Here is a 13355-nt window from a genome sequence, read left to right as displayed (position 1 = left end):
AGCCGGCGTTTCAGTTTATTCCCGTTTCCGGCCGGGGCTGGCTAAATTCTTCGTGGTTGGAGTTGCGACGGCATCAGTCTTAGATTCTCCGCGACGAGTGAATGGATCCGCATGTTGCAACGAACAATTCTCGCGGGGCTGCTCGCCGCGGTCACTGCTGCCGTGGTCTATTGGTGGCTCAGCGCGCCGGTGGTGGCGGCCGCGGGCAATGCGCCGGCCCACGTGGCAAACCTTGCCAACGGCGAGGCCATGTTCAACGCCGGGGGCTGCGCGTCCTGCCATGCCACTCCGGACCAGCCCGACCGTGTCAAGCTCGGTGGCGGCCTCGCGATCAAGTCGCCGTTCGGAACGTTCTACGCGCCGAACATCTCTCCCGATCCGAACGACGGCATCGGCAAATGGACCGACGCCGACTTCGTCAACGCGGTGATGCACGGGGTTTCGCCAGGCGGGCAGCATTATTTTCCTGCCTTTCCCTATACGTCCTATCAGCACGCAAGGCGAGAGGACGTGCTCGATCTCTTCGCCTATCTGAAGTCGCTGCCGTCTGTTGCCGGCAAGGTGCGTGACCATGATATCCCGTTTCCCTTCGATATCCGGCGCAATGTCGGCATCTGGAAATTGCTGTTCATGGACGGCAAGCGCTTCGTCGTCGACGGCACCAAGTCGCCGCAATTCAATCGCGGCGCCTATCTCGTCAACAGTTTTGGCCATTGCGCCGAATGCCACAGCCCGCGCAACGCGCTTGGCGGCATCATCTCGGGCGAGCGCTTTGCCGGCGGGCCCAATCCGGAAGGCGAGGGGTGGGTCCCCAACATCACCCAGAAGCGCCTCGGCGAGTGGAGCGCCAAGGATATCGCCGATTTGCTCAAGACCGGCGACTTGCCCGACGGCGACAGCGTCGGCGGCGCGATGAGGCGGGTGATCAGGAACACCTCGCAATTGTCCGACGCGGATATTGCGGCGATGGCGGACTATCTCAAATCGCTGCCGCCGGTCGAGGGTCCGCCGCGGCCCAAGCGCAAGGAAGCTGGTTAGCTCAGCTGGCGCCGAACGCCTTGAAGGTGATGATGGTGAGGGTGTCCTGGATGCCCGGCAGCACCTGCACCTTCTCGTTGACGAAATGTCCGATGTCGGTGTCCTTGTCGACGTAGAATTTCACCAGGAGGTCATATTGGCCGGCCGTGGAGTAGATCTCGGACGCGATCTCGGCTTCGGCAAGCGCATTGGCGACCGTATAGGACTGGCCGAGCTTGCATTTGATCTGGACGAAAAAAGGAACCATCGCGGGCACTCCGAAAGCGTATCTGACGGCTAATAGGCCAAACCCGGCCCGATTTAGCAAGCGGACTTGCCGGCCGCCAGATGCCGGTCCCTCGTTTAGGACGTCACCACGGCCGCGGCGAATGCGTCTCTGAGCCGCTGCGCGAGCTCGACCTTGCGATAGGGCTTGGTCAACACGATCGCCTGCGCATGCGCGTGGCCCTGCTCGACCAGGGTCTCCAGCGCGTAGCCCGAGGTGAACAGGACCGGCAGACCGGGACGAATCCGCCGCGCCTGGTCGGCGAGCTCCCAGCCGCTCATGCCGCCGGGCATTACGATGTCGGTGAACAGCATGTCGATACCGGGCTCGGTACGCAGCTGCTGCAACGCCTCCTTGCCGTTGACTGCGGCAACGACGCGATATCCGAGAGCTTCCACCCTGCGAATGGCGGAGGAGCGAACGAACGGATCGTCCTCGGCGATCAGGATCGTCTCATATCCTCGCGGCGCTGCGTCCTCGCCATCGGAAAGCTCGGTGTGCGATGGTCCGATGTCCGCGCGCGGCAAATAGATCCGGACCGTCGTCCCAAGGCCCGGCTCGCTGTAGATCGTGACATGGCCATTGGATTGCTTGGCGAAACCATAGACCATGCTGAGGCCGAGGCCCGAGCCCTTGCCGACCTCCTTGGTGGTGAAGAACGGCTCGAACACGCGCCGGGTGACGTCCGGCGTCATGCCTTCGCCGTCGTCGGTGATCGAGATCAACACATAGCTGCCGGATGCGACTTCGGGGTGAAGGGCGCGATAGTCGTCGTCGAGTGTCGTCAACTCCGTGCTCAGGGTCAGATGACCACCGGCCGGCATGGCATCCTGCGCATTGAGCGCAAGGTTGAGCACGGCGGATTCGAGCTGGGCCCGATCCGCGAAGGCCACGATCGTGCCGGGCCTGGAAGCCGTCCTGATCTCGATGTCCTCGCGCAAGGTGCGCTTGAGCAGCTTGAACATGGACTCGAGCAGGCCGCGGCAATCGATCGTCTGGGGCTGCAGCAACTGGCGGCGACTGAATGCGAGCAGGCGCTGCGTCAGCTCGGCGCCCCGTTCGCCCGACTGGCAGATGTCCTCGGAAAAGCGGCGCAGGTCGGGCCTCGCCTTGAGCTGCTCGCTCAGATGCTCGGCGTTGCCGATGATGACGGTGAGCAGGTTGTTGAAGTCATGGGCGATGCCGCCGGAGAGCTGACCGACCGTCTCCATCTTCTGCGCCTGCTGGAGCTGCTGCTCGGTCAGCTTGCGCGCGGTCAGGTCGTGGACGATGCCGACGAAGATCAATTCGCCGTCCTGCCGAGTCCGGCCGACCGACACGTCCATCGGAAAGGTCGAACCGTCCTTGCGCAGGCCGATGGCCTCGCCGGCGGTCGCGAAAAGCCTTGCGTGGCTGTCGGGCGCGGTGCCCGCCTCGGGCATCAGCATCCTGACGTTCCGGCCCATGACCTCGTCGGCGGAGTAGCCGAACAAGCGCTCGCAGGCCGGATTGAACAGCAGAATATGGTCCTGCGCGTCGAGCAGGATGACCCCGTCGACCGCGGTCTCGACGATCGCGGTGAGGCGCGCCACGCTCTCGCGCATCGCGCGCTGGGCGTCGCTGACCTGCTTGAGCAGCAGCGTCGCGTCCCGGCTCTTGATCTCCTCCTCCTCGAGCGCGGCCTGGACCTGCCGCAGCTCGAACGGCGAGGGGATCGTCAGGATCTTCGGCAACAGCGGCCAGAGCGCGCCAGCCGTGACCACGGACGCCACCGCGGTCGCCGCCTTGACCATGCCCTCGATGCCATAGACCGGGACCCAGAGCGTGTAGATCGACAGCACATGGGTGAGGCCGCACGCCATGATGAAAATCGCGAAGGCCCAATAGACCCAGCCGAACTTGAGGTCGCGCCGCTTGGTGACCAGGATCGCAAGGGCAAACGGAATCGAAAAATAGGCGGCGGCGATGCAGGCGTCGGAAACGACGTGAAGCCAGATCAGCTCAGGCTCCCACAACAGGCAGATGCCGTGCGGCGACAGCATGGACGAGTCGAGAAGACGTTCAAAAAAGCCCACATCATTCCCACCCCAAGATTCCGTTCCAGGCGGCTTGCGGGCCGGGAGCCCGCAACATGGGTGTCGCTGGACAGTTCCACTCTCACCTCGCGCTCTTCGGCGAAGCAGGTGAGGTTCGAGACTATACCAAGGGTCCGGCGCGGTTGCATTTTCAAGTCCGCACGATTGCGGGGCGAGCCGGCCCGCTGTTTGCCTGATTCGCAGGGAATGCACGGCGTCGCGAATCACTATCGGCCGCGGCTCGGCGCGCTTGCCGGTGTTCCACGGCCGCGCTAGGACAGGTCATGGCGGTGTCCTTATCCAGCAAAGGTGCCCGGCGATGACGACCCCGGTCGCACTCACCATCGCCGGCTCCGATTCGAGCGGCGGCGCCGGCATCCAGGCCGACCTGAAGACGTTTGCCGCGCTCGGCGTCTACGGCGCGTCCGTCATTACGGCCTTGACCGCGCAGAACACGCGCGGCGTCACCGGCATTCATGCGGTGCCGGCCGAGTTCGTCACCGCGCAGATCGATGCGGTGTTTTCCGATCTCGACATTGGCGCGGTGAAGATCGGCATGGTGGCCCAGGTCGCCAGTATCGATGCGATCGCGGCCGCGCTGTCGCGCTGGGCGCCGGGGCACGTCGTGCTCGATCCCGTGATGGTGGCGACCTCCGGCGACCGCCTGCTGGCATCCGAGGCCGTCGACGCGCTCCGCACAAAACTGATACCGCTGGCGTCGGTGATCACGCCCAATCTGCCGGAGGCCGCGGCTCTGCTCGACGAGCCGATCGCGGCAAGCGAGGCCGAGATCGAAACCCAGGGGCATCGCCTGCTGGCGCTCGGCTGCGGTGCGGTCCTGATCAAGGGCGGACACGGCGAGGGCGCCGAGAGCACCGACTATCTCGTCACGTCCGAAAGCACGATCGCGCTTGCGGCGCCGCGCGTTGCCACACGCAACACCCATGGCACCGGCTGCTCGCTGTCCTCGGCGGTCGCGGCGGGGCTCGCCAAGGGCGAAGGTCTGGAGCTTGCCGTGCGCAACTCCAAGACCTGGATCAGCGCGGCCATCGCAGCCGCTGACCGCTTCAGCGTCGGTCATGGCCACGGCCCGGTCCATCATTTCCACAAGTTCTACTGAGGCGGGCGGCCAGCGGGAGCGCAGCCGTTCGTCTGTTCAGCGCTGCTCGTGTGGGTAGTTCACCCTCCCCTGGAGGGGGAGGGTAGGATTGCTGCGGCGCCCCCTGCGGCGCCATGTCGCCTGATTGTCGCATGCGACTGATATTCGCGGAGAGGGCGAGGCAAGGCGTGATTCGTATCTGAAGGTGCCTCAAAAGTTCAATCGGTCATCCCCCTGTCACGGGACATTGTTACAGGCTGGCGCATGGGAAGTTACGATGTGAGTGACGAGAGCCCGGAGCGGCGCTTTCGCACGTTGTTCATCTCCGACGTTCATCTCGGAGCCCGCGGTTCTCAAGCCGATCTTCTGCTCGACTTCCTGCGCTACCATGATGCCGACACGATCTATCTGGTCGGCGACATCGTCGACGGCTGGGCGCTGAAATCGAGCTGGAACTGGCCGCAATCCCACAATGACCTCGTGCAGAAGCTGCTGCGCAAGGCGCGCAAGGGCGCCAAGGTCGTCTACATCCCCGGCAATCACGACGAGTTCCTGCGCAACTATTACGGCACGCATTTCGGCGGCATCGACGTCGTCGAGAACACCGTCCACACCGGCGTGGACGGCAAGCGTTATCTCGTCATCCACGGCGACATCTTCGATCTCGTGGTGCAGAACGCGCGCTGGCTCGCCCATCTCGGCGACAAGGCCTACGACTTCGCGATCCAGATGAATCGCTTCGTCAACTTCTTCCGCCGCCTGTTTGGCGTGCCCTATTGGTCGCTGTCGCAATGGGCCAAGCAGAAGGTCAAGAACGCCGTCAACTATATCGGCGCGTTCGAGCAGGCGCTCGCCGCCGAGGCGCGGCGCCACGACGCCGATGGCGTGATCTGCGGCCACATCCACTACGCCGTGATCCGCGACGAGGGCGGCATCCGCTACATGAATTGCGGCGACTGGGTCGAGAGCTGCACGGCCCTGGTCGAGCACGACGACGGCCATTTCGAGATCATCACCTGGGCGGATCATTTGCAGAAGCCGGCACAAGTCCCGCAGGTCGCAGCCAGAGCTGCATAACAGAGGCCGCCTGATGCGCATCCTGGTCGCGACCGACGCCTGGCACCCGCAAGTCAACGGTGTGGTTCGGACGCTGACCAAGCTCGCCGACGCCGGCAAAAGCCTCGGCGTCGAATTCACATTCCTGACGCCGCAATCGTTCCGCACCTTTGCGATGCCGAGCTATCGCGACGTGCGTCTGGCGATGCCGCGTCCGGCGCGCATTGCTAAGCTGATCGCGGAGGCGCGCCCCGACAGCATCCACATCGCGACCGAAGGGCCGATCGGCCTGATGGTCCGCCGCTACTGCCGCCAGCGCAGGCTGCCGTTCACGACCAGCTTCCACACCCGCTTTCCCGAATATGTCCGCGCCCGCGTGCCGGTGCCGGGCTCGCTGATCTGGCGGGCGCTGCGCCGCTTCCACAGCGCCAGCCGCGCCGTGATGGCGGCAACGCCTGCGCTCGCCCGCGAGCTGACCGAGCGCGGCTTCGACAATGTCGTGCTGTGGCCGCGCGGCGTCGACACCCAGCTGTTCCACCCCCGCGCCATCGATCTCTGCCTGCCGGCGCCGGTGTTCCTGTCGGTCGGCCGCGTCGCCGTCGAGAAGAATCTCGAGGGCTTCCTCGACCTCGATCTGCCCGGCACCAAGGTCATCGTCGGCGACGGCCCCGCGCGCGCCTCGCTCGAAGAGGCCTATCCCGATGCGATCTTCCTCGGCGAGAAGCACGGCGAGGAACTGGCGGATATCTATGCGGCCGCCGACGTCTTCGTGTTTCCGAGCAAGACCGACACGTTCGGCCTGGTGCTGCTCGAAGCGCTCGCAAGCGGCCTGCCGGTGGCCGCTTTCCCGGTGAAGGGCCCCCGCGACGTCATCGGTGATGCCCCGGTCGGCGCGCTCGATCACGACTTGCGCAGCGCCTGCTTCGCGGCATTGGATATCTCCCGGCAGGACTGCGTCGCGTTCGCGGCCAATTACACCTGGGAAGCCTCGGCGAGGGCCTTTGTGGCCAGCATTGAGGCGGTAGGCGCGGTGCTGCCTGGCCGGAACGGCGCGGAACAGCCGCGCTTCGTGGCCTGACGAGGACAAATCCTCGCGCGGAGGTGTCTTGCCCGGGCCTCATCGGCCGCGATAACATTCGGCCATGACCGAACAGCTCCTCCCGATCGGCCCCGCCGATATCGACGCCGCAGCGCGCGTGATCGCGCCCTACGCCATCCGCACTCCGCTGTTGTCCTTTCCCGTGCTCAACGAGCGCGTCGGCGCGAAGGTGTTCTTGAAACCGGAGATGCTCCAGCGCACCGGCTCGTTCAAGTTCCGCGGCGCCTTCAACAAAGTGTTCTCGATCCCGCAGGACAAGCGCGCCGGCGGCGTCGTGGCGTTCTCCTCCGGCAACCACGCCCAGGGCGTGGCGGCCGCGGCAAAAATCCTCGACATGCAGGCGACCATCGTGATGCCCGCGGATGCGCCGTTGTCCAAGCGCGAGCGCACCAAATCCTATGGCGCCGAGGTCGTGCTCTATGATCGCGACAAGGACGACCGCGAGGCGATCTCGCGCGGCATCGCCGAAAAGCGCGGTGCGACGCTGGTGAGGCCCTATGACGATCCCTTCGTGATCGCGGGGCAGGGCACCGCCGGCCGCGAGATCGCGGAAGACTTGGCTGGCCTCGGCCTTAGCCCCGACATCGTGGTGGCACCGGCCTCCGGCGGCGGCCTAATCGCGGGCGTAGCGACCGCCGTGAAGGCACGCTATCCGCGCGCCGAGATCGTGGTGGCCGAGCCCGAGGCGTTCGACGATCACGGCATCTCGCTGAGCGCAGGACATCGCGAGCCGCATCCACCCGCGGGCCGCACCATCTGCGATGCGCTGATGGCCCTGATCCCCGGCGAGATGACCTTCGCGATCAACAGCAAGCTGCTCGCGCGCGGCGTCACCGCGTCGGACAAGGAAGTCGGCGCCGCCGTCGCCTTCGCCTATCGCGAGCTGAAACTCGTGGTGGAGCCGGGAGGCGCGGTGGGGCTGGCCGCGCTGCTGGCGGGCCGGCTCGATGTCGCCGGCAAGAACGTCGTGATCGTGCTCTCCGGCGGCAATGTCGACGCCGACCTGTTCGCCGAGCTGGTGGCCTAGCCGTCGTTCCGGGCCTGCGCCTCTCGGCGCATCCCGGAATGACCACATCTAAGGGTTTATGAAGAAGGGGCAGAGCGTTGCCGCTCTGCCGCTTTTTTGTGTTTGTCGATCTTGTGGATCGAACTAACCGCTTGCTCGGTGCAACCTCTCCCGCTTGCGGGGGAGGTCGGCGCGAAGCGCCGGGCGGGGGCTCTTTCCTCTTGGGGACTGTCCCGTTGTGGAGACACCCTCTCCCCAACCCTCCCCCGCAAGCGGGGGAGGGAGCGCACCTTCTTCTTCTCCCAATCAGTGCATGAAGCCGCCGCGACGGTTGCCGCCGCCATTCATGCTCGGCGCCTGGTTCATCGACTGCCGGAAGTTGTTGTTGCTGTTGACCACGCGGCTCGGCATCGTGTTGAGCTGCGGGCGGTTGTTCTGGACGTTGTTCTGCACCTGCACCTTGTTCACCGGATTGTTGTTGGGCTTCACGATGCCGGTGTTGCCGTTGTTGACGCGGATCGGGTTGTTCTGCGTCTGAACGTTGACCGGCTTCGTCTCGATCTTCGTGCCGCCCTTGCCGACATTCACCGGCATGCTCACGATCTTGCCCGGCTTGCCATTGGCGTTACCAGCGTCCGGCTTGTTGTTGGTCGCCGGCAGGGTGACGATCTTGCCGATGCCGCCATTGCTGGTGGTCGTGTTGGTCGGCGCAGGCAGGGTGACGATCTTGCCCGGGGTCTGTGACGGCGTGCCGTTCGGCTGGTTGTTGCCCGAGGGCAGGTTGCCGATCTGGCCACCATTGCCGAGCTTGCCGATGACAATGCCGTCGACCGGCTTCTGCACGACCGGCAGATTACCGTTGATCTGGCCGCCATTACCCTGCTGCAGCGGCATGTACTTCGGCTGGCTGAGATTGCCGATCTTGAAGGTCGGAGCAATGTTCTGCGGGGCCAGGAACTTGGTCGCCTGCATCAAGGGGATCTGCTTCGGCTGCATCTGCAGCTTCAGGGCCATTTGCGCATAGGGGCTGGTGCCGTAGCTGTCATAGAAGGTCTTGTAGGCAACCGGCGAATTCACGAGCACCGCCTTGTGCCAGGCCTGCGAGAGCAGGATGTTGTTGAGCAGCCAGCGGACGTGGTCGCACAGCGGGTCGTGCGGGTACATCCGGATGAACTCCTGATAATATTCCGGCCGGCCCTCCGACACGACATAGTCATAGGCCTGACGCGTCGAGCGGCTCGGCAGGTTGGAGGCCATCTGCACCACCGGTGCCCTGACCGGCGCGCGGTTGGCGGCAACCGCGGTGTCACCGAAGAAGGTGAAGTCCGAGGTCAGCGAAGAGCTCTCCCACGGGATCTGCGCACCGCTGGTGGACTGGTTCACCTGCAGGCGAACGCGCTTGAACAGCTGCTCGATCGGCACGTTGGGTTCACGTGCGACGTTCAGGAACGCCTGCGTGTAGGGGCTGTGACCGCCGGTGCCGTCGAGCGCTTCAGCGCCCGGTGCGGTCGAGTAACCGACGATCGAGCCGTTCGGCGCATCGACGATGGCAAGGCCGCGGCCGGCGTCATTGACATCAGGGAACGGGTTGTTGCGGCAGGCATCGAGGATGACGATACGCATGCGGCTCGGGATCGTCTCCAGCGTCGACATCACGTCGACCAGCCGCACCGAATTATTGACGAGCTCGGTCTGGCTCGACACCTTGGCGTCGACGGGAACGAGATAGTTCTCGCCGGCGAGCTGCACGCCGTGACCGGCGTAATAGACCATCGCCACCGTGTTCGGACCGCGCGCGGACACCTTGGCGGAGAAGTCCTGCACCACGCGGAGCATGTCGTTCTGGGTCAGGTCGGTCGCGGCAACCACCTCGAAGCCGGCCGAGTTCAGGAACTTCGCCATCGACTCGGCGTCATTGTCGGGATTGGCGAGCTGCGGCGCGTTCTTATAGTTCGAATTGCCGATCACCAGCGCCACCCGCTGCTCCGGGCCCTGCAGCGCGGTGGGGGCCGGCTCGACCGGGGCAACTTGCGCGGAAACAGGGCCGCAGGCGAAGCCGAACAGGCTCCCCACAAGGCTTGCTGTCATCAGGAAGGGCTTTAGGCGGAACATGGCGTGCTCCTTTGGCACTGATCTCGATGCGAGATTGGTTGCCGGGGAGCCTCGCCGCGTTCGAGCTTGAGGTCCGTGATCCCCCTCACCATGGTGGCCTTGCGTGATCTGAATCACGCTCGGAACCTGCTATGGTTAGCGATCGATAATGGGAACTGCCGTCACATGCTGAAATCGATCGATCCGATCCTCACGCCCGACCTGCTCTGGCTGCTGGCCTCCATGGGCCACGGCGACGACCTCGTCGTCGTCGACGCCAACCACCCGGCCACGCACATCGCCCGCTCGACATCGTCGCAGCGCCTGATCCAGCTGCCGGGCATGACGATGGAGACGGCCGTTCGCGCCATCATGACGCTCTACCCGCTCGACGATTTCGATCCCGACCCGGTGCGGCTGATGGCGCCGGTCGACGATCCCGACCGCGTGCCCGACGTGCAGGGCGCCGTGCTGGCTGAGATCGAGCGCGCGGTCGGACGCGCCGTTATTCCCGGCAAGCTCTCGCGGGCGGATTTTTATCGCGCGGCCGCGGCGGGGTTTGGTGTCGTGCAGGTCGGCGACAGCAGGGGGTACGGCTGCTTCCTGATCAGGAAGGGCGTGATCAGCTAGCCGGATTGGCGCATCAGCGCCGAGGGCCAGCCAATCCGGACGAGAAGGCCATCGGGGCCGCTGATGCCGACTTCATACATGCCCCATTCGCGGTGGCGCAGCACGCCGCCGGGCCGGATGATGAGATCGTCCACGCGCGCGGCAATGGCCTCGACCTCGGGCGTGCGAATGAAAATGCCAAAGGGATTGTGCTCCGGCACGCGCCACGGGCCATCGCCGGCTTGCGTGAGATGCACCTCGCATCCCCAGCCGCTCATGATGACATAGCCGGCATCGCCGCCGATGCGCGCAAAGCCGAGCCGTTCCCAGAATGGAATTGCGGCGGGAAGATCGTCGCTGGGAACGATCGCAAAGGCGCCGACGCGCGGGCTCTCAGGCATTCGGTCACTCCGGCACATGCAAGCGGTCCGCGCCGCGTTCACGCTACGCGTTGCGAGCTGAGCTTATCGAGAGTGGCCGCTCGGCAGAAGCGGCGAAACGTCCCGCACTCGAATTTGAATGGCGCGGCGGGAACTGACTGTCTATGGTTTCTCCATGTCCCGCTTTATGTGTCTGTCTGTTGCCATCATCCTCTCGCTGCTGCCGACTGTGGCGTCCGCTGAGCCCCTTCAAAAGCGTCCCAAGCCCGTCTGGAAGGGCTACGGCTTCCTGCCGGGCTATCGTCAGCCGATGAGCAATAGCATTCCGCTCTACAAGCAGAAGGACGCGATGCGTCGGCTCGCGCGCAACGACCGCCGCCACTGGTACATCGATCCGGTTCCGCAATATTATCGCTGGGACGGCGAGTGGCACTATTTCGGCCGCCCCGGTTTCAACGGCGGCCGCTACAACGGCGGCAGTTTTGGCCCGTGCTGGACGCGCACGCCGATCGGGGCGGTGTGGAATTGCGGATGATAGGGCGCGCGACGGCTAGGGAAAGCTGCGGACGACCTCGATCGGTCCGACGATCGCTGCATTGAAGGCATCGAGGTTTTCGGCCGGAATCCAGTATTCCAGATGCGACCGTCCGCCAGCTTCCTGCACGTCATACTTCGCGATGAAGTCGCGCTTGACCGCAAAGCGCGTCACGAAGCCGGAGCCGCTCGCCGGGACATTCCAGTCGCGCGCGATCTTGATGGCGTAGTCTTCCGTCAGCACCGGATAGAAGATCGGCTGGTCCGGCAGGCGCGGCGGAAACGCGCGCATGCCGGATTGCTGGATCAGTTCCAGTTCTTTCGGGCCGACGGGGCGCCAGAGGGTGAGGGTGTCTTCGGCCACGGACATCTGTTGAGAGGACTAGGTTCAAGCTCGTACATACACCTACGGCCAGACGGGGCAACAGCACTTGGCAGCCCGGCCACGAGATTGAGCCGCGAGCACCCGTCCATCACCGTCACCCTGAGGCGCTCGCCTCTTCGGCGAGCCTCGAAGGGCGACGCCCGGCTGCATCGGGGCCGTGCATCCTTCGAGGCTCCCCGCACGATGCTGAGCATCGTGCGTCTCGCGCCTCAGGATGACGGAGTTGGCAGTCTCGCTGTCGCTTCGTTGCTCGCAATGACGCGGAGAGAGCGCTCCCCTTTACGAGAAGAACGCGATCTTCTCGGCCTGTGTCATGCGGCGGATCGGCGCGAGCGGGTCGTTGGCGGGCGCGCGGGGTTTTTGCAGGATGCCGCTGGCGAGGATGGTGGCGCCGAGCGAGGGCTCGGGGAGCGGCGTGGGCATCGGAAGCGTTGCGGCCGGTGCTGCGGCGAGCGATGCGGTGGCTGCCATCGCCGGGGCCTGCTGCTCCATCACTTCGGCCGCGGCCTCCGCGATGGCTTCGGTGAGGCGCGCGAGCGAGTCCATTGCGATCGGCGCGTCGGCGGCGGGCTCTTCCACCATGGGAGCGACGACAGGCTGAGGCGCGATCGGTTCCGGAAGCTCCGCAGCAATGGGCGCTGCAGCCTCCGCCACCATCGGCTCCGGAACGGCCGCTTCCATCTCGACCGGCGCGATGAACTCGTCGAACTCAGGATCGGGCGCGGCCATCTCCAGCGCGATGGCCTCGAGCACGGCGTCGTCCTCGGCTTGCGCGGCCGCGTCGAGCGCGAACGCGTCAGCGGCTTCCGCGAAGGCGGCGGTGTCCGTGGCCGGCTCTTCCAACGGGACGGCTTCGGGCGCGACGTCTTCTGGCGCGACTTGGTCGAGCGCTGTGCTCTCGACGGCGATCTGGCTCTCGGCCGCAATCTCCGGCGCGACGGCCGCGTCCATTGCCTGTTCCGCCTCGGCGAACGCTTCGACGGCGACGGTCGCTTCGGGCTCGGCAGCCGCGGCGACGTCCCGCTGTGACTCCGTAAAAGCCACGGATGCTTCGCTCGCCATCGCCGCGGGCGCGGCCGCGGCGGGCGGAGCGTCGGCCGCGGATGATGGCGCCTGCTGCATCGGAGCCGACGTGGACGGCGCCGCCTGCGGCGATGCGCCGCCGTCGGTCTGGTCGACCCGATCCCTCAAGAGATCGAATGCGGCTTTGAGCTCGACGCGGGGGTCGATGGTCGAAATCTGTCCGCAGGCGGCCTCGATCGAGGCGAGCTGCGAATCAATGAGGTCGCAGATTCGTCCGTCGGCGCCGATCTCGCGCCAGCGCCAGGAGATCTCCTTGATAATGCGCACGCCGCGCGGGATCGCGGCGAGGCTCGTCTCGATCGCGGCGGGGTCGACGGCGGCGATGGCGATCGTCTCGGCCTCGCGGATCGCGCGGCGAATCTCGACCAGCGCTTCGGGCAGGCGGTCTTCGACGACGGGTTGTCGCTGCGCCGCAAGGGTTTCTTCGATTTTCGCGACCGCGTCGAGCACCATGCGCGTGTCGGCATTGCGGTTGCGCTTGGCGTATTCGCCGAGGAACCAGCGGCCGCGCGCCGTCTCCATGAAGGCTTCGCGGATCGCGTCGTAATCCTGCTCGTTCGGCTCGGCCGCGCGGGCAGACATGGGCGAAAGGGCGAATGCTTCGTTGGCCATTGCGATCTCGTCGCGCAAATCACCGCGCGTTACAGTAACGATCA

The 13355-nt window shown here is 65.4% G+C and carries 13 protein-coding genes; 7 read left to right on the top strand and 6 right to left on the bottom strand.

Annotation, left to right across the window (positions count from 1 at the left end; genetic code table 11):
* Positions 1-111: 111 nt before the first annotated feature.
* Positions 112-1038, top strand: a complete 927-nt coding sequence (locus GGD61_RS03495; protein ID WP_183230192.1) for a cytochrome c — start codon at positions 112-114, stop codon at positions 1036-1038.
* A gap of 1 nt (position 1039) precedes the next feature.
* Here the strand turns inward: GGD61_RS03495 and GGD61_RS03490 are convergent, their stop codons facing one another.
* Entirely contained in the window at positions 1040-1285 is a 246-nt protein-coding gene (locus GGD61_RS03490) for an Lrp/AsnC family transcriptional regulator (RefSeq protein WP_018317369.1), read from the bottom strand.
* Between the two features lie 95 nt (positions 1286-1380).
* The gene (locus GGD61_RS03485; RefSeq protein WP_183230190.1) at positions 1381-3324 is read right to left on the bottom strand and encodes a PAS domain S-box protein; all 1944 of its coding nucleotides are present in this window, start codon (positions 3322-3324) and stop codon (positions 1381-1383) included.
* A gap of 352 nt (positions 3325-3676) precedes the next feature.
* Here GGD61_RS03485 and thiD point away from each other — a divergent pair, with 352 nt between their 5' ends.
* The 4 genes from thiD (at position 3677) to GGD61_RS03465 (ending at position 7638) form a co-directional block, all read left to right on the top strand.
* Entirely contained in the window at positions 3677-4477 is an 801-nt protein-coding gene (gene thiD / locus GGD61_RS03480; protein ID WP_183230188.1) for a bifunctional hydroxymethylpyrimidine kinase/phosphomethylpyrimidine kinase, read from the top strand.
* A 243-nt stretch (positions 4478-4720) separates the two neighbouring features.
* Complete coding sequence (locus tag GGD61_RS03475; protein ID WP_018317366.1) at positions 4721-5533, top strand: UDP-2,3-diacylglucosamine diphosphatase; 813 nt, start codon at positions 4721-4723, stop codon at positions 5531-5533.
* 13 nt (positions 5534-5546) lie between these two features.
* Positions 5547-6590: a glycosyltransferase family 1 protein gene (locus tag GGD61_RS03470; RefSeq protein WP_018317365.1), complete on the top strand. Its 1044-nt coding sequence runs from the start codon at positions 5547-5549 to the stop codon at positions 6588-6590.
* Positions 6591-6654: 64 nt separating this feature from the next.
* A complete protein-coding gene (locus GGD61_RS03465; protein ID WP_018317364.1) occupies positions 6655-7638 on the top strand; it encodes a threonine/serine dehydratase in 984 nt (327 codons plus the stop codon).
* Between the two features lie 285 nt (positions 7639-7923).
* Here GGD61_RS03465 and GGD61_RS03460 read toward each other — a convergent pair whose 3' ends face one another.
* Positions 7924-9729, bottom strand: a complete 1806-nt coding sequence (locus tag GGD61_RS03460) for a caspase family protein (protein WP_183230186.1) — start codon at positions 9727-9729, stop codon at positions 7924-7926.
* A 165-nt stretch (positions 9730-9894) separates the two neighbouring features.
* Here GGD61_RS03460 and GGD61_RS03455 point away from each other — a divergent pair, with 165 nt between their 5' ends.
* A complete protein-coding gene (locus GGD61_RS03455) occupies positions 9895-10338 on the top strand; it encodes an RbsD/FucU family protein (RefSeq protein WP_183230184.1) in 444 nt (147 codons plus the stop codon).
* Here the strand turns inward: GGD61_RS03455 and GGD61_RS03450 are convergent.
* Positions 10335-10718, bottom strand: a complete 384-nt coding sequence (locus GGD61_RS03450; protein ID WP_183230182.1) for a glyoxalase — start codon at positions 10716-10718, stop codon at positions 10335-10337. The genes GGD61_RS03455 and GGD61_RS03450 overlap by 4 nt on opposite strands.
* Before the next feature lie 118 nt (positions 10719-10836).
* Here GGD61_RS03450 and GGD61_RS03445 point away from each other — a divergent pair, with 118 nt between their 5' ends.
* Positions 10837-11232, top strand: a complete 396-nt coding sequence (locus tag GGD61_RS03445; protein ID WP_246785853.1) for a hypothetical protein — start codon at positions 10837-10839, stop codon at positions 11230-11232.
* A gap of 15 nt (positions 11233-11247) precedes the next feature.
* Here GGD61_RS03445 and GGD61_RS03440 read toward each other — a convergent pair whose 3' ends face one another.
* On the bottom strand, positions 11248-11601 hold the full coding sequence (locus GGD61_RS03440; RefSeq protein WP_183230180.1) for an ADP-ribosylation/crystallin J1: 354 nt from the start codon (positions 11599-11601) through the stop codon (positions 11248-11250).
* A 294-nt stretch (positions 11602-11895) separates the two neighbouring features.
* On the bottom strand, positions 11896-13311 hold the full coding sequence (locus GGD61_RS03435) for a hypothetical protein (protein WP_183230339.1): 1416 nt from the start codon (positions 13309-13311) through the stop codon (positions 11896-11898).
* Positions 13312-13355 lie beyond the last annotated feature (44 nt).

The organism is Bradyrhizobium sp. SBR1B (assembly GCF_014198205.1).
Lineage (GTDB): Bacteria > Pseudomonadota > Alphaproteobacteria > Rhizobiales > Xanthobacteraceae > Bradyrhizobium.
This window is presented reverse-complemented; position numbering and strand designations above follow the sequence as displayed.